The organism is Pseudomonas sp. ASL9 (assembly GCF_056680335.1).
Genome location: NZ_CM155277.1, coordinates 5,277,033 through 5,293,188 on the forward strand (window position 1 = coordinate 5,277,033; position 16,156 = coordinate 5,293,188).

The 16,156-nt window shown below is 58.8% G+C and carries 16 protein-coding genes; 12 read left to right on the top strand and 4 right to left on the bottom strand.

Annotated features, from left to right (window positions below; all coding sequences use genetic code 11):
- Nucleotides 1–104 precede the first annotated feature (104 nt).
- Nucleotides 105–1,349: a D-mannose isomerase gene (locus tag AC1ME2_RS24440; RefSeq protein WP_480437533.1), complete on the top strand. Its 1,245-nt coding sequence runs from the start codon at nt 105–107 to the stop codon at nt 1,347–1,349.
- A 55-nt stretch (nt 1,350–1,404) separates the two neighbouring features.
- Here AC1ME2_RS24440 and AC1ME2_RS24445 read toward each other — a convergent pair whose 3' ends face one another.
- A complete protein-coding gene (locus AC1ME2_RS24445) occupies nt 1,405–2,484 on the bottom strand; it encodes an AbrB family transcriptional regulator (protein WP_480437534.1) in 1,080 nt (359 codons plus the stop codon).
- Between the two features lie 126 nt (nt 2,485–2,610).
- Between AC1ME2_RS24445 and AC1ME2_RS24450 the strand changes: the two genes are divergently transcribed.
- Nucleotides 2,611–3,513 (top strand): LysR substrate-binding domain-containing protein, encoded by a 903-nt coding sequence (locus AC1ME2_RS24450; RefSeq protein WP_480437535.1) that lies wholly within the window; start codon nt 2,611–2,613, stop codon nt 3,511–3,513.
- Nucleotides 3,514–3,622: 109 nt separating this feature from the next.
- Nucleotides 3,623–3,865 (top strand): hypothetical protein, encoded by a 243-nt coding sequence (locus tag AC1ME2_RS24455; protein WP_480437536.1) that lies wholly within the window; start codon nt 3,623–3,625, stop codon nt 3,863–3,865.
- On the opposite strand, the gene AC1ME2_RS24460 is transcribed toward AC1ME2_RS24455, so the two are convergent.
- A complete protein-coding gene (locus AC1ME2_RS24460) occupies nt 3,831–4,367 on the bottom strand; it encodes a nucleoside 2-deoxyribosyltransferase (protein WP_480437538.1) in 537 nt (178 codons plus the stop codon). The two genes, AC1ME2_RS24455 and AC1ME2_RS24460, sit on opposite strands and share 35 nt — an antisense overlap.
- Nucleotides 4,368–4,478: 111 nt before the next feature.
- Between AC1ME2_RS24460 and AC1ME2_RS24465 the strand changes: the two genes are divergently transcribed.
- On the top strand, nt 4,479–6,131 hold the full coding sequence (locus AC1ME2_RS24465) for a VRR-NUC domain-containing protein (protein WP_480437539.1): 1,653 nt from the start codon (nt 4,479–4,481) through the stop codon (nt 6,129–6,131).
- Nucleotides 6,132–6,313: 182 nt separating this feature from the next.
- Here AC1ME2_RS24465 and AC1ME2_RS24470 read toward each other — a convergent pair whose 3' ends face one another.
- Nucleotides 6,314–7,213 carry a LysR family transcriptional regulator gene (locus tag AC1ME2_RS24470; RefSeq protein WP_480437540.1) on the bottom strand — a complete coding sequence of 300 codons (900 nt, stop codon included), beginning with the start codon at nt 7,211–7,213 and terminating at the stop codon, nt 6,314–6,316.
- Between the two features lie 186 nt (nt 7,214–7,399).
- On the opposite strand from AC1ME2_RS24470, the gene AC1ME2_RS24475 reads away from it, so the two are divergent.
- The 5 genes from AC1ME2_RS24475 (at nt 7,400) to pstB (ending at nt 12,023) form a co-directional block, all read left to right on the top strand.
- Nucleotides 7,400–7,834: a DoxX family protein gene (locus tag AC1ME2_RS24475; RefSeq protein WP_480437541.1), complete on the top strand. Its 435-nt coding sequence runs from the start codon at nt 7,400–7,402 to the stop codon at nt 7,832–7,834.
- Nucleotides 7,835–8,276: 442 nt separating this feature from the next.
- Nucleotides 8,277–9,293, top strand: coding sequence for a phosphate ABC transporter substrate-binding protein PstS (pstS, locus tag AC1ME2_RS24480; protein ID WP_480437542.1), 1,017 nt, complete (start codon nt 8,277–8,279; stop codon nt 9,291–9,293).
- A gap of 74 nt (nt 9,294–9,367) precedes the next feature.
- Complete coding sequence (gene pstC, locus AC1ME2_RS24485; RefSeq protein WP_480437544.1) at nt 9,368–10,363, top strand: phosphate ABC transporter permease subunit PstC; 996 nt, start codon at nt 9,368–9,370, stop codon at nt 10,361–10,363.
- Entirely contained in the window at nt 10,360–11,244 is an 885-nt protein-coding gene (pstA, locus tag AC1ME2_RS24490) for a phosphate ABC transporter permease PstA (protein WP_480437546.1), read from the top strand. The genes pstC and pstA overlap by 4 nt, the downstream gene beginning before the upstream one ends.
- Complete coding sequence (pstB, locus tag AC1ME2_RS24495) at nt 11,244–12,023, top strand: phosphate ABC transporter ATP-binding protein PstB (RefSeq protein WP_480437547.1); 780 nt, start codon at nt 11,244–11,246, stop codon at nt 12,021–12,023. The genes pstA and pstB overlap by 1 nt, the downstream gene beginning before the upstream one ends.
- On the opposite strand, the gene AC1ME2_RS24500 is transcribed toward pstB, so the two are convergent.
- Nucleotides 12,004–12,966 (bottom strand): LysR substrate-binding domain-containing protein, encoded by a 963-nt coding sequence (locus AC1ME2_RS24500; RefSeq protein WP_480437548.1) that lies wholly within the window; start codon nt 12,964–12,966, stop codon nt 12,004–12,006. The genes pstB and AC1ME2_RS24500 overlap by 20 nt on opposite strands.
- A 189-nt stretch (nt 12,967–13,155) precedes the next feature.
- On the opposite strand from AC1ME2_RS24500, the gene AC1ME2_RS24505 reads away from it, so the two are divergent.
- The 3 genes from AC1ME2_RS24505 (at nt 13,156) to AC1ME2_RS24515 (ending at nt 16,156) form a co-directional block, all read left to right on the top strand.
- Nucleotides 13,156–13,329: a hypothetical protein gene (locus AC1ME2_RS24505; protein WP_480437550.1), complete on the top strand. Its 174-nt coding sequence runs from the start codon at nt 13,156–13,158 to the stop codon at nt 13,327–13,329.
- Between the two features lie 134 nt (nt 13,330–13,463).
- Entirely contained in the window at nt 13,464–15,596 is a 2,133-nt protein-coding gene (locus tag AC1ME2_RS24510) for a type VI secretion system Vgr family protein (RefSeq protein ID WP_480437551.1), read from the top strand.
- Nucleotides 15,593–16,156, top strand: a complete 564-nt coding sequence (locus AC1ME2_RS24515; protein ID WP_480437553.1) for a DUF4123 domain-containing protein — start codon at nt 15,593–15,595, stop codon at nt 16,154–16,156. The genes AC1ME2_RS24510 and AC1ME2_RS24515 overlap by 4 nt, the downstream gene beginning before the upstream one ends.

Sequence of the window (16,156 nt, forward strand, 5' to 3'; positions counted from 1 at the left end):
ATGGTATGTGACGTTGCGTGACATACCGACCCTTGTACCCGGCCAACGTCGGCAAGCATGATCGGGCCTTCAGATCCTGCTCATCGACAGAGGCAAAACAAGAAATGGATGAGGTGAAGCGCGGCTTCAGCAGTTGGTTGCAGGCCCCGGGGCATGCAGCCTGGTTGTCGCTGGAAGGCAATCGGTTGCTGGCCTTTGCCAGGGCAGCGCAGTTGCCGCAAGGTTTCGGCAATCTGGATGACCGGGGACGTCTACCTGATCATGCCCAGGCCGACACCATGAACACGGCGCGCATGACCCACAGCTTTGCGCTTGCCCATATTCGCGGGATCCCAGGCTTCGCCGCGCTGGTCGATCATGGGGTCGCGGCGCTGAGTGGTCCGTTGCGCGATGCCGAGCAAGGTGGTTGGTTCGCGGCGCCGTTGCGCGAGGGTGCCGACACCGGCAAAGCGGCTTACCTGCATGCATTCGTCGCACTGGCGGCCAGCTCGGCGGTAGTGGCGGGGCGACCCGGTGCGAACGCGTTGCTGGCCGAGGCAGTCGGCGTATTGGAAACCCGGTTCTGGAGCGTTGAAGAAGGCGCGATGCGGGAGTCCTTCGCCCGTGACTGGAGCGATGAAGAAGCCTATCGCGGCGCCAACAGCAACATGCACGGCACCGAGGCATTCCTGGCGTTGGCCGATGTCACCGGCGACAGCAAATGGCTGGACCGCGCGTTGAGCATCGTCGAGCGGGTGATCCATACCCATGCAGCCGCCAATGACTTTCAGGTGGTTGAGCATTTCAGCCTGCAATGGCAGCCGCTCCCCGATTACAACCAGGACAACCCTTCGGACGGTTTTCGGCCCTTTGGCACTACGCCGGGCCATGCGTTTGAATGGTCGCGCTTGCTGCTGCACCTTGAGGCCGCACGTCAGCGTGCGAAGCTGCCGACGCCGCCCTGGTTGCTGGAGGATGCCAAGCGTCTGTTTGCCGGCGCCTGTCGCCATGGCTGGGACGTCGATGGCGCACCGGGCATCGTGTACACACTGGACTGGAAAAATCGCCCGGTGGTGCGTCATCGCCTGCACTGGACCCACGCGGAGGCTTGCGCATCGGCTGCGGCACTGTTGCGGCGCACAGGGGAAAAACAGTACGAGGACTGGTATCGACGGTTTTGGGAGTTCAACGAAACGTTCTTCATCGACCGCGAACACGGCAGTTGGCGTCACGAACTGAACCCACACAACCAGCCCAGTGCGGACATCTGGCCCGGCAAACCGGACCTTTACCATGCCTATCAGGCGACCTTACTGCCGGTATTGGCCCTAGCGCCAAGTCTGGCCACAGCGCTTACACGATTGGGTTGAGGCCCCTGTTCAGTCTGATCCAGGTCGGCGCGAGAGATTCAATTCGGTCGACACCTCAGGCGATTTTCGCCGTTAATCTGATGATCTGCCGGGCGAAAAAACCTCCCGTGGCGATCACCCCAAGCAGGCGCAGGGTCTGCATGGCGAGCACGAAGCCGACGTCCGAGTGAGTATCGACCGCGATGATTGCCATGGCATCCAGGCCGCCGGGGCTGGTGGCGAGGTAGACCGAGAGAAAATCCTTGCCCATCAGCTTGGCGATCAACCAGGCGGACAGCGCACACAAGAAAATCAGCGACAACGAGCCGCAGATCATCGCTGGCAGGTGTCGCCACACATAGCGGATGGTCGCGCGGTCAAAGCGCAGGCCAATGTAACAACCAATCGCGCCATAGGCGAATGCCAGCAGCCAGTGGGGCAGGGTTATCTGCAACAGCCCGCTGAGTTGCAGGGCGCCACCGATCAGCAGCGGTACCAGCAACGCACCTGCCGGAACACGGGTGCTCAGCACCACACCCATCACGATCGCTGCAACGCTCAGGATGATGTTGAGTACATCCGAGCCCTGTAGCGCCAGGGCGCTGCTGTGAACCTCGGCAGCGCTGCTTTCTACGCCGAGCAGACGACTGATCAGTGCACCGATCATCACCACGCACACCACGCGCACGTATTGCATGGTCGCGACCACCCGCGAATTTGCGCCGTACTCTTCGGACATGGCAACCATCGCCGAGGCCGCGCCCGGTGCTGTACCCCAGGCCGCCGTGCTGCCCTCGATGCCGGCAAAGCGCACCAGCCCAAGCCCGACCAGCGCACTCAGCGTCACGGTCAGTACCGTGGCGAACAGCATCACATGCCAGGACTGAGCAACGGTTGTCAGTACGGAGAGTGTCATCGCATGCGCCACCAGCATCCCGACGAAACCCTGGCCCAGGCGAAAGGCCTGTTTATGCACACGGATCGATGCGCCGGACACGCCAAATAGAATCGCCACCAGCATCGGGCCTAGAAACAATGCAGCGGGGACTTTACAGAACTTGAGCAATTGGCCGCAGGCGCCTGCCAGCAGAATCAAACCGAGCCATTGGGCGAGCGGGGGCAGCGTATGCAGCGATAGATCTGAAGCGCGTGACAAAGAGTTTCTCCAAAGCATCGACTTTCCTCGTGGAATGTTTGCCCACGCAGCGCATGCAGTATCGACAGCTCAATCGATCAAGTCTATTTTCTAATAGTCATGAATCGATAACTTTGGTTGATCAATATGGACCTTCGCGATCTCACTTATTTCGAAACGATTGCCGAGCTTGGGCACCTGGGACGTGCCGCGCAAAAGCTCAATCGCAGCCAGCCGGCATTGACCAAAAGCATTCAGCGGCTCGAACAATCCTTCGGCACCAAACTGTTCCAGCGCGACGGTCGGCGGATCAAGTTGACCCCGGTCGGGGAGTTGCTGCAGGCGCGAGGCAGGCAGTTGCAGCAGAGCATCGCCGAGACCCAGCGCGAAGTGCGTGACTTTGCCAGTGGGGTCGTGGGCAATATCCGACTGGGTTGCGCAGCGACCATGGCCGAATACCTGCTGCCGGAGCTGACCGCTGCGTTGCTGCAACGGGCGCCCGACATCACCTTGAAGCTGGTCATCGGTCAGGACGACCTGCTGCGTGAGTCATTGCGTTCCGGGCAACTGGACATGATCATCTGTCCGCTGATCACCAGCGACGAACAATTCGTCAGTTACCCGGTGCTGAACGACGAGGCCGTGGTGGTCGCCAGCCACAATCATCCGATCTTTTCGGCCTCTTTTCAGATGCGCGACCTGTGTCACTATCGGTGGGTATTGCCGCCGATCAGCGTGTCCTCGCGACAATGGATGGACGAAGCCTTTCGTTCGAATCAGTTGCCGCTGCCCTCAGTGCAAATCGAAACCAACTCGATTTCGTTGCTGCCCCGGTTGATCGCCCAGACCAGCTTGCTGAGTTTCATTGCCCGGCAGACGCTGGAGTTCGGTGCGGGCATGAAGCATTTGCGCGAGGTGCCGCTGGAGCAAACCACGATGAAACGCACCATCGGCCTGACTCTGCGGATCGGTGGCTACCTGTCGCCCGCAGCGCAGGCCATGGTCCAGATGCTCCGGGACAGTGGCGGGCGGTTCTTCAATGCAGCGTGAGCCAATATCGGTTGAGCACTTCATTTTCGAAGTGTGAGTGAGTTAGCCTGTCATTCAGGCATGAGCAGACCACGCAAATAATTCGGATGCTGAACGGGAGATAGACTCGATGAATGTTTACACAGACGCTGTGCGACTCACTTCTGTGCAATCAATACCTATTGCATTTTTAAAGGCCGCCGACCACCACTTCGGCGGTGACCAATCACCTCTGAATGATGCCGACGCCGATGATGAAACCGACCCGGAAGGCGACCTCGACCTCGAAGAGCTGCGCCTGGAAGAATTCGTAGATGCGGAAAAACTCGACTCCACCATCAGCGGGGATGTGGGTTCTTCGTCGTTGAGTTGAGGGTTGTCAGGTAGCGCGCCAGAACCACCACCCCCTCTTCGGCGGTATCGCTGAATCCCGCCCATGTGCAGGCGAGCATCAGGTTGCGTGGCAGGCCGAAGTCTTCCACAACAAACCCTTGGGCATCGAACCCCTGAGCATCGTGGGGCACCAGTCTGCGCAGCGAGTCGACCGGACCGAAATAAGCCCATACGGGCTTGCCCAGCGCCACCGCCATGCCGACTTCGAACGCGGTGCCGGAATCCGGCTCCAGGCCGCGAAACACATTCAGGTTGGCGAGTACTGCCGTGCAGCGGTGGAGCATGTCGATATTCATTGAGCAGATCAGGCGTGCGGTTGCCGCTGGCGTCAAGCCTGGTGTGACCTCATTGTCGAACGGATACAACCCTTCCATGCTGTGGGCGGCACACAGCGCCTTGAGGTAGCGGCCATGCTCGATGGCGTCCGGCCTGAAGACATCGAAGCCCGCCAGATAGACGAGGGGTGCTGGTTTTTCGTTCATGTCGATGCCCTGTATTTTGCCATGCGTCGATTCTAGCTTGCCTGTGTGGGCGTGCGCTGGTATCTGTACGGATAACCAGTGTCCTATAACTTCTTTTCAATAAGCCCTCCCGTGAACAGTGCACCCCTCGATAATCCTTTTTATTACCTCGACAACTTTCAGCACGTGCTGGAGTGGATCGTTGAACGTTATGACGATCTGCTCGACACGTCTGAGCGGCAGTTCATTACCGATTTCATCCGCCTGCCGAAAGCGGCTCAAGGTTTGCTGGTGCGCATGGTCATGCGCAAGGGCACGTTGTTCCGTGCGAGCAAACTGAGCTATGACGAAATTGGCGCGGTGCAGTCAGCGGTCATTCCCTTGCTGGAGAAAGGTTGGGTCGATCCTCGGCCAGTCCTGAGTCTGGACGAACTGTTCGCGTTGTTGCGCAAGCCCGAGCTCGTGACGTGCTTCAAGGCCCATGGGCTGAAAGGCGCTGCAAAAAAAACCGAGATGCGGGTGAGGCTGCAAGAACATTACCCGGAGCCTCGCGGTATTGATCAGTGGTATGGCGCCTTCGATGAGGCGGTGTATGGCCTGACGGTCATGCCCCTTTGCGAGCGGCTGCGGCTGTTGTATTTCGGCAATCTGCATCAGGAATGGTCCGAGTTCGTGCTGGCCGATCTGGGTGTCTATCGCTACGAAAAGGTCGAGTTTTCTCTAGATTCCCGAGGCATAACTGAGCGCTCGGACATCGACACTTGCTTGCAGCTGCATGCCTGTCGTCAGGCGCTTGAGGCACTGCAGGCAGGAGAGACGCTGGGGGAGCTGGCACAGCAGGCCGTCGCTATCGAGAGTCGCCACCCTTGGCTGCAAATGCGCCGGGACAAGCTGTTGTTTCAGATCGGTCAGCAGGCCGAACGGGTGCAGGATTGGTCGCTGGCGTTGGCTGTGTATGGTCAATGTGACTATCCAGGTGCCCGACTGCGACGGATTCGGGTCCTGGAGCGCAGCGCTCAATACCCGCAAGCCATGGCCTTGCTCGAAGACGCGCAGGCGGCACCGGAAAATGACGCCGAAGTGCAAAACCTGTTGCGAATCCTGCCGCGCTTGCAGCGCAAGCTGGGTTTGCCAACGGAGCGCCGCCTTAGCGTTACAGCCTTGAGTCGCCTGGATGTGATGGTGAGCCACGCACCGGATGTCAGCGTTGAACAGTTGATTCAGGTGCACCTGGCCGATGAGGACGGGCCCGTGCATTACGTCGAAAATGCGCTGATCAATTCATTGTTCGGGTTGCTGTGCTGGCCAGCGATTTTTGCGCCGTTGCCAGGGGCATTCTTTCACCCGTTCCACACGGGCCCCAGCGATCTGTACAGCCCGGACTTCTATCAGCGCCGCGCTGGGCTGTTCAATGAGTGCCTGGAGCAGTTGGACTCGGACGCGTACCAGACCACCATCCGCCAGCACTTTAAAATCAAGCACGGGCTGCAATCACCCTTCGTATTTTGGGGCAGCCTGTCAGAGGAACTGCTGGACCAGGCGCTGCACTGTTTGCCCGCCGATCATCTGCGGCATTGGTTTCGGCGCCTGCTGCTGGACATCAAGGCCAATCGCACGGGTATGCCGGACCTGATCCAGTTTTACCCGGCTGAGCAGCGCTATCGCATGATTGAAGTCAAAGGGCCGGGCGACCGCCTGCAGGACAACCAATTGCGCTGGCTGGACTTCTGCGCCGAGCATGGGATGCCGGTGGTGGTGTGTTACGTGCAATGGGCAACTGCCTGATATACCGCATTCGCAGGCAAGCCTGCTCTCACAGGGATAACGTAAACCATAGATGTGAGAGCTGGCTTGCAACTCAGCGTCCCGCTGCGAAGACAATGGATCAGTCGCAGATATTTCCGTAGACCGCACGGGCTTCTTCGCAGGCAAGCCTGCTCCCACAGTTTTGCGCCCGATCGCACTCTTCAGCTCACCTGCTGGATAAACCGTTCGATCAACCAACGGGCGGCCGGGCCGGGGGGTGTATCGGTTCGGTAGATCACGTCGAAGCTGTAGGGGTTGCTTCTGGATTCGGGCAGGTCGAGTTGCACCAGTCGGCCGCTGGCGAGGTCTTCCTCGATCATGTGCGTCGGCATATTGCCCCAGCCGATGCTTTCACGCAGCAGCATGTGCTTGGCGCCCAGGTCGGCCAGACGCCAGGTGCGCGGGCTGACCACGGCGAACTCCTTGTCTTGAGTCAGCGGTGACCGGTCGGAGAGCACCAATTGCACATGCTCACGCGCGGCGCCTGGCGGGTTCGGGTTGCCGAGGGCCAGTGGATGATCGGGAGCCGCGACCGGTATCAGGGTGATACCGCCGATGCCGATGCGTTCGATGCCGCCAATGTCCGCATGCAGTGGGCCGCTGACGCCAAGGGTCGATGCCCTCTCCAGCACAAGCTGGGTGACCGCCCCCAGCGCCTCAATCCTCAGGTGCAGCGACACCGTCGGGAATTCGCTACGAAAGACTTTGAGCGCATCCACCACCCGGGAGGCGGGCAGCATCACATCCAGCGCTAGATGGACCTCTGCTTCCAGGCCATGCACCAGGCCCTTGACCTTGGCTCGCAAGCCGTCGATGCCGCTGAATACGGTGCGCGCTTCGATCAGCACGGTGCGCCCGGCAATGGTGAGTTGAGGTTTGCGCGTGGTTTTGCGGTCGAAAAGCTGCACGCCCAGTTGCGACTCCAGGTTGGCAATGGAATAGCTGATCACCGAGGTCGCCCGGTGTAGTTTTCGCGCCGCCCCCGCGAAACTGCCGGCTTCGACCACCGTCAGAAATACCCGCAGTTGGTCAAAGGTCGGTGTGCCTGGATCAGAACTCATGTTTATTTCCTCGAACCTACTGCTGCACTTTACCAGCGGCTGGCTGAGCCCCGATAACGTATGTTCGAAAAAATAGAACATAAACGTCAAAATTAGTCGGCTATTGCGTCATCTGCGGAGGTGCCAGAATCCACCCATCGCAGCAAGCCATGCCGGTTTCGCTGACTTAATCAGGTGATAAATCCCATGTCGCAATCCGCCGTTTCAACCTCGATCCAGAACGTTTCCGACGCATCGACCACCCGCGCCAGCCTGGCATTGGTCGGCCGGATTTTCATTGCCGCCATCTTCCTGCTGTCGGGTTTCTCGAAAATCACTGCTCCGGCGATGATGATCGGCTACATCCAGTCGGTCGGCCTGCCACTTCCGGCCGTGGCGCTGGGCCTGGCAATTCTGGTTGAAGTCGGCGGCGGTATTGCCTTGGTCCTCGGCTATCACACCAAAACAGTTGCTGCGATCATGGCCTTGTTCACCGTCGTCACGGCGTTTGCCTTCCACCACAACCTGGCTGACCAGAATCAGTTCATCCACTTCTTCAAGAACATCGCCATGGCCGGTGGCCTGCTGCAAGTGATCGCTTTCGGTGCTGGCCGTTTCAGCCTGGATGCCCGTCGCGGTTGATGGATTGGCTTCAGCGCTGACCGTTCACGCGGTAAAGAAACGACAAAGCCGAAGTGGCGACACTTCGGCTTTACCGTTTTTTTGCGAACGCTGTCGATTCCGGGGAATCTAAAACGACTAAGGGGTAATCGCGACGTCCACCAATAGGAGAGACTCCATGCGAAGCATCCAGAAAATCACCCCGTGCTTGTGGTTCGACGATCAAGCCGAGTGATCCACTCACGTAAAACCGGCAGTCAGCGTCCGGCTATTACGTCGAGCGCCGAGTGTTTATCGGGCGAGTGTTTTGCCTACGCAACACCTCCTTACGTCTCGCCATACCTCCTCATCTCGCAACATCTCGAATCATCTGTCATCAAACGGAAATATTTTGAGCATTAAATCGTCACGGCTAATTCCTTGTGGGCGTGCCCACAAAAACTCCTTGCTGAGGTGTTGCCTGATGTTGCTGACAAAAAATCGACTGTCACTGTTGCTGGCCTCGCTGTGCCTGAGCGGCATGGCACATGCGACCGATGTAACCGGTGCGGGCTCGAGCTTCGTTTTCCCGGTGCTGTCCAAGTGGGCGCAGGACTACGGTAAAACCAACAGCAACCGTATCAACTACCAGTCGATTGGCTCGGGCGGCGGTATTGCCCAGATCAAAGCAGCTACCGTGGATTTCGGTGCCTCCGATGCCCCGTTGTCCGCGGATGATCTAAAGGCTGCGGGCCTGGGTCAGTTCCCCAGCGTGATCGGCGGTATCGTCCCGGTAATGAACGTCGAGGGCGTCAAGCCTGGCGAACTCAAGCTCGACGGTGAGACCCTGGCGAAGATTTTCCTCGGCAAAATTACCACCTGGAAAGACCCGGCCATTGCGCAGCTAAACCCTGGCGTAAACCTTCCAGCCGGCAATATCACCGTGGTTCACCGCTCTGACGGTTCGGGCACTTCATTCAACTTTACCAACTACCTGGCCAAGGTCAGTCCTGACTGGAAGAGCGCAATTGGCTTCGGCACTGCCGTGCCATGGCCGGTGGGTGTTGGCGGCAAGGGTAACGAAGGGGTCGCCGCGTACGTGAAGCAGATCAAGAACTCGATCGGCTACGTCGAGTACGCCTATGCCCTGCAAAACAAGATGACTCACGCGCAGTTGAAGAACGCCGCCGGCAAGTTCATCGAGCCTGACGCCAAGGCCTTCCAGGCCGCTGCTGACACGGCCGATTGGACCAGTGCCAAGGACTTCAACCTGATCATGACCAACGCGCCGGGTGACAACGCGTGGCCGATCACGGCGACCACCTGGATCATCATGTACAAGCAGCCGAAGAATGCCGAGCAGAGCCAGGCCGCGTTCAACTTCTTCAAGTGGTCCCTGGAAAACGGCCAGCAGCAAGCTGCCTCCCTGGACTATGTCGCGCTGCCAGCCTCGCTGGTCCAGCGCATAGAAGGGTACTGGAAGTCTGACTTCAGTCATTGATCTGAAGCGTTCGGCTCTCCCTCATCGACCCGTTCAGGTTCGGTGGGGGAGGCGTTTTTGTGAGTGGACCTTTGATGACTGAAAACACCTACGCTATGTCCACGACTCTCCCCAACGGCGACACCCTAGCCAATACACGCGCTGCCCGCGATCATCGTCATGACCTCTGGTTCCGACGTTCGATGAAAGGCGCCGCGCTGCTGGTCCTGTTTTTGCTGGCCAGTATTGCTGCGTCCACTTTATGGGGCGGCAGTCTGGCGTTCAGGACGTTTGGCCTGGACTTCCTCACCAGTACCGAGTGGGACGCTGTCAATAATCACTTCGGCGCGTTGGTGCCGATTTACGGCACGCTGGTTACGTCACTGCTGGCCTTGTTGATCGCCGTGCCCGTGAGTTTCGGCATTGCAATATTTCTCACTGAAGTAGCGCCACCCTGGCTGCGCATGCCGATTGCCTCGGCCGTCGAATTGCTGGCCGGGATCCCATCGATTATTTACGGCATGTGGGGGTTGTTTGTCTTTGGCCCGTTCATGGCCCAATACCTGTCGCCCTGGATCAATGATTACCTGGGCGCACTGCCCTTGATTGGTTCGCTGTTCCAGGGGCCACCGCTGGGGATCGGCATGCTGACGGCCGGCATTGTCCTGGCCATCATGATCATGCCCTTCATCACGTCGGTGATGCATGAAGTGTTCCGCAGCGTGCCCACCACGCTCAAGGAATCTGCGTACGCCTTGGGCAGTACCACCTGGGAAGTTGTCTGGGACATCGTCCTGCCGTACACCCGCTCAGCGGTAGTAGGCGGTGTGTTTCTGGGGCTCGGCCGTGCCTTGGGCGAGACCATGGCGGTAACGTTCGTGCTAGGTAACGCACAGCAGTTTTCGGCGTCCTTGCTGATGCCGAGCAGTTCCATTGCTTCGGTGATCGCCAATGAATTCAGCGAGGCCTACACCGACCTGCATCGCTCGGCGTTGATCGCGCTGGGCTTCTTACTGTTTATCGTTACCTTCATCGTGCTGGCACTGGCGCGATTGATGCTGATGCGCCTTTCGCGTAAGGAGGGGCTGTGAGTAAGGACCTGACAAGCAACGAGCGTCTCTATCGACGCCGTACGATGAAAAACCGGGTAGCGATGGTCTTGAGCTGTGGCGCCACGGTATTTGGTTTGTTGTGGCTGGTGTGGATTCTTATGACCACCATTATCAATGGCTTCCAGGCCCTGAACTTGCGCCTGTTTACTGAGATGACGCCCCCCCCGGGCACTGAGGGAGGGCTGGCAAACGCGTTCTACGGCAGCGCCCTGATGTCTGGGATAGCCTTGTTGATAGGCACGCCGATTGGCCTGATGGCGGGGATCTGGCTGGCAGAGTTTGCCCGGCATTCACGGTTGGGCACCACCATTCGGTTTGTCAACGACATCCTGCTTTCGGCACCTTCCATCGTGCTGGGGCTGTTCATCTACACCGGGGTGATTCTGCCGCTCAACCTGCTGACCAACCACCAGGTGGGATTTTCGGCCATCGCCGGCGCCTTGGCCTTGGCTTTGCTGGTGATCCCTGTTGTGGTGCGCACCACTGACGAAATGCTTCAGCTGCAACCCGCCACCCTGCGTGAAGCCGCGCTGGCCTTGGGCGTTCCGCAGTGGAAAATGACCCTGCAGATTGTTCTGCGTGCAGCCAAAGCCGGGGTCGTTACCGGGATTATTCTGGCGTTGGCCAGGATTACCGGAGAAACGGCGCCGCTGCTGTTTACCGCATTCGGCAATCAGTTCTGGAGCAGCAACCTGCTCAAGCCCATTGCCAGCGTGCCAGTGGTGATTTTCCAGTACGCCATGAGTCCGTTCGATGACTGGCATTCCCTGGCCTGGGCGGGGGCGTTGGTACTGACGTTGTTCGTGTTGGTGCTCAGTCTGCTGTCCCGCTTGATCCTTTTGCGCAATAGGTTGACCTGATGAATAGACTTTCCCTTGCTGATGAGCGCACCAAAATCCGGGTGCGCGGCCTGGAATTTTTTTACAACGACCAGCGTTCGCTGAAGTCCATCGACATGGATATTCCGGAGAAACGCATCACCGCGATCATCGGGCCTTCGGGTTGCGGGAAGTCGACACTGCTGCGGGTGTTCAACCGCATCTACGCCATGTACCCCAAGCAAGAAGCGAAGGGCGAAGTGCTGCTAAACGGCGAAAACATCCTTGCACCGGGTTATTCAATGAACCGCCTTCGCAGCCACGTTGGTATGGTGTTCCAAAAGCCCGTGCCGTTTCCGATGTCGATCTACGACAATATTTCCTACGCTGTACGTCACCATGAGCGGCTGTCACGTCGCGAAATGGATGAGCGCGTCGAGCAGGCTCTGAATGGCGCAGCGCTGTGGGATGAGGTCAAGGACAAACTCAAGCAGAGTGCACAAAGCCTGTCTGGCGGACAGCAGCAACGTCTGTGCATCGCCCGCACGATCGCTTTGCGTCCCGAAGTATTGCTGCTGGACGAGCCGACGTCGGCCCTCGACCCGATTTCCACCGGGCGCATTGAACAGTTGATCACTGACCTTAAAGAACAGTACACCGTGATTATCGTCACCCACAACATGCAGCAGGCAGCGCGGGTTTCGGATTACACCGCGTTCATGTTCATGGGTGAACTGATCGAGCACGGCGACACCGATACCCTCTTCACCAAACCGTCCAAGACTCAGACCGAGGACTACATCACTGGGCGATTTGGTTGACTCCAAACGCTATTCCAGTCGTTGGGTTTTTTTGCTGCATGTTGCTCATGAATGACTCCAGGCGGGAGCGCAGCCAGCGTTCGGCCGGGTCGGTGTCATTGATGCTCAGCCAGACCATGGACAGGTCCAGGGTCGGCGTAATGAAGGGCAGCGGTTCATCGAACAGCAGGCTTGAGGCGGCTGACATGGCTGCGGCGGTGTAGTCGGGCAGGTTTGCCAGCAAGTCGGTGCCCGCCATCAGGGCGGGCAAGGTGCTGTACTGCGGAATCGCCAGTACCACGTGGCGCTTGCGGCCGATCGCCTTGAGCCATTCGTCAGCAAAACCGCTGACATTGGCGATGTGGGAGACCACAACGTGCGGGCGTGAACAGTACTCATCCAGGGTCAGCGGGGTGGATGATGCATCGGCGCGCAGCACCCTTGGCTTGGTTTGTCTGAGCAGCTTGCGCTTGGCATTGGCCGGCAGCTCACGGGTCTGACTGACGCCAATGGTTATTTCGCCCGAGGCCAGCATGTCCGGGATGCGCCAGGAGTCCACATGCTTGATCACGCACACGATCTGCGGCGCTTCCTGGCGCAAGGCGCGCAACAGGGGTGGTAGCAGGCCAAACTCGACATCGTCGGACAAGCCTATGCGAAAAGTCATGGTGCTGACTGCGGGATCGAAGTCGTGGCTCAGGCTCAGCGCCACCGACATGGCGTCCAGCGCAGGCGACAGGTGCAGGATGATCTCCTCGGCCCGTGCGGTCGGTTCCATGCGATGGCCGATTCTGATAAACAGCGGGTCGTTGAACAATACTCGCAGGCGGTTAAGTGCAGCGCTGATCGTTGGCTGCCCGAGAAAAAGCTTTTGCGCGGCCCGCGTCACATTGCGCTCTTGCATCAGGGTTTCGAAGACCACCATCAAGTTGATGTCAGCCTTGCGCAATTCATTGCGGTTCATCAGTTGCTGCCCCCAGATCTACACCCATCGCGCGATCACAGGCGACAGTTTAGGAAACTGCATCGGTCCGCGTCTACAGCGGGCTTGTGATGCGCATTCGACGCCTATGACGCGGCCAACCAGTCTGCGGCGGGCGCGGCTCATGTCGCCTGGCTCAACCTCAGCCAGCATGCCTTCCCGGTCATTGCCTTGAGCGCAGCGCGCCAGCATGTGGTCCGCTATAAAAAGAGCAAAGCTGCCTATCAGCCCACCTCCATAGAAACCGGCGCCTGGGACCTTTGGCCGGAGCAGGTGTGCAATCCCGAAACCCAGATCGCCGATGAACTCTGGCAAGCGCAGCCAGCGGTGGCTTTTGGCAGATGACAGCGCCCTGAATCCGTAAGCACAAGCCCACCCCATCACAAGAACCGTCCTACAAGGCCTAGAGGTGCTGGCTGGCTGTGTGAACGCACATCGTCAACGAAACTGCCTGCCCCTTTCAACACGAAGATCCGCGCATGTCTTATACCGCCCTTACCCCGACGTTCTCTCTGGACATCAACGGGAAGCCGCAAACTGACTTGCAGGTACTGAGTTTTCACGGGACCGAGGCGCTGAGTCGACCCTATGAAATCAACATCGAACTGGTGAGTCGGCGCTCATCCCACGCGCTGGACGGCTTGCTGCATAAAGCGGCCTACTTGAACTTCGGGGCGCAAGGGCAGGGGCTGCACGGTCATATTTATTCGATCCGCCAAGGCGAAACAAGCAAGGGATTCACCCATTACCATCTGGTGCTGGCACCTTATCTGGCCTTTTTGCAGCATTCCAGTCATCGCCGTTCGTTCCAGCAAATGACCGTGCCGGCGATTATTCTTGAGGTGCTGAAAGGGCACCACATGCTCAATGGCACCGATGCATCGTTCGACCGCATCACGGCGGTTATGGCGCCGCGTGACTATTGCGTTCAGTACGACGAGTCGGACCTGCACTTTCTCAGCCGGTTATGCGAGGAAGAGGGGATTTTCTACCGGTTTGAGCATACGCCTGACAGTCATCGCCTGATTTTTGCCGACGATGAAACCCGATTTCCGCAAAAGTCCCCGCTGGTGTTGCCGCTCAAGCCGGTGAGCGGCCTGGTGGCAGAAGGTCCGGCGGTCAAGGCCTTCGGCGTACGTCTGACCGCGCAAACCAATCATGTCGCCCTGCGCGACCATGACTTCAAACAGGCCCATATCCCGCTGCAGAGCCTGCAAAACCCCATGCGAACACAGGCGCAATGGGAGAGCGGCGAAGTCCCCAAATACGGTCCCTACCTGGAGGATTACGTCTACCCCGGGAATTTCGAAGAGAGGCGGCGTGGTGACGCGTTATCCCGGCGTACGCTTGAGCGCCATCAAACCGGGTTTCGCCTGGCGGAGGGTGAGAGTGATGCACCACTCTTGCGCAGCGGATCGCGCTTGCACCTGGTTCAGGATTACGCCCCCGAAACCCATTGGGTGCTGATTTTTGTGCAGCATGAAGCAAGACAGCCGCAGGTGCTTGAGGAGCTGGCCGACAGCCGCTCGGTCGAAGAGGGGCGCATCGTTCAGGGTTACCGCAACACCTTCACCGCCCTGCCGGAAGCCGTCCAGTTCCGTCCGGCGCTGGAACACCCGAAACCGCGAATCCACAGCATCCAGACCGCCAGGGTCACCGGCCCGGTGAATGAAGAAATCTACTGCGACAAATTCGGTCGGGTGAAAGTCAAATTCCACTGGGACCGCAGCGAACAGGACGACGAAAGAACCAGTTGCTGGGTGCGGGTCGCGTCCAGCTGGGCGGGCGACGGGTATGGCGCCGTGACCATTCCCCGGGTGGGCATGGAGGTGCTGGTTTCCTACCTGGAAGGGGATGCCGACAGGCCGGTTATCGTCGGCTGCCTGCCCAATAATCTGAACCCCGTTGCGCATGGACTGCCAGAAAACAAGACCAAAAGCGTCTTTCGCAGCCGGTGTTCCAGTGCGAGCACGGGCTTCAACGAAGTCCATTTTGACGACAAGAGCGGTTCGGAACGGGTCTACCTGCGCGCCCAGCGCGACATGGAACAACTGATTCAGAACGACAGCCGCACTGAAGTGGGTGGTCAGCGCCTGGAGACCATCAAGGGCAACAGCACCTCGGTACTCAAAAGTGAAGAGCACCGCACCACCACCGGCGAGCGCAAGGTTCAGCTGCTGGCGGGCGATCATCTGCAGGTGGCAGGCAGTAGCCATACGCGGGTGGGTCAGGCGCTGGTGATGGAGGCCGGGCAAGAAGTGCACATCACCGGTAACGACATCATCATCAACGCCGGTCTAGGCCTGACGCTGAGCGTCGGAGGCCAGCATATCGTCCTTAACCCGGCCGGCATTTTCAGCAGCGTGCCCATTCTGGTGGGCGGCGCGCCAATGCCGGGCACACCAGCGATGCCGTTGGCGCCGGGGAGTACTCAAGCACTTGAGGCTGGCACGATAGAGGCCGCTCAAGTGAGCATCACATTACAGCGCAAGCTACGAGGCAACGCCTCCATCGTAGAACTATGCCAAAAACCCGAAGGCGGTACACCTGCGGACTGTCCGCTTGAGGACTGTGCCTGCCGCGAAGCCATGAACTCGGGAGCAGTGTCATGACGAACTGGATGCTCCTGGAGCGCACCGACGATTTGCTTCCCGCTCTTTTTCGGCAGATTGATCATCCTGATTTCGTGCAGCTGTTTGGCTCTACTGAACTGGCGCTTTACTCCGAATTCAGCCCGCTGTTGGTGAAAGACAATCATCAGGGGTCGCTGTTGCAGGCAATGAAACACGCACCTGACAACTGGCCGGGACTGATCATTGAAAGCGAACATTCCCGTGAAGCGTTGCTTGAACACCTGCGGCATATGCTCATCGTCCGCTTCGAACCGACTCGCAAAGGCATGCTGCGTTATTGGAATCCGAACGTTGCCAGCCATTTTTTTCCCGCCTGCACGGATGAAAATCGCAACCTCTGGCTTGGCCCGATCTGTCGTTTGAGCTGGCATGCCTCGGCATCCGTACCGAGCGAGGTCGAGTGGCAAGGCGTGGACAACCCGCATGCGGAACTCTGGAACCCCGTTACCCCCACCCGGCCGCTGACGCTCGCTATAGAGCAGCGTCACGCCCTTGAACAGCACCGCCAGCAATCCAACCCGACTGGACAGGAGTCCTGA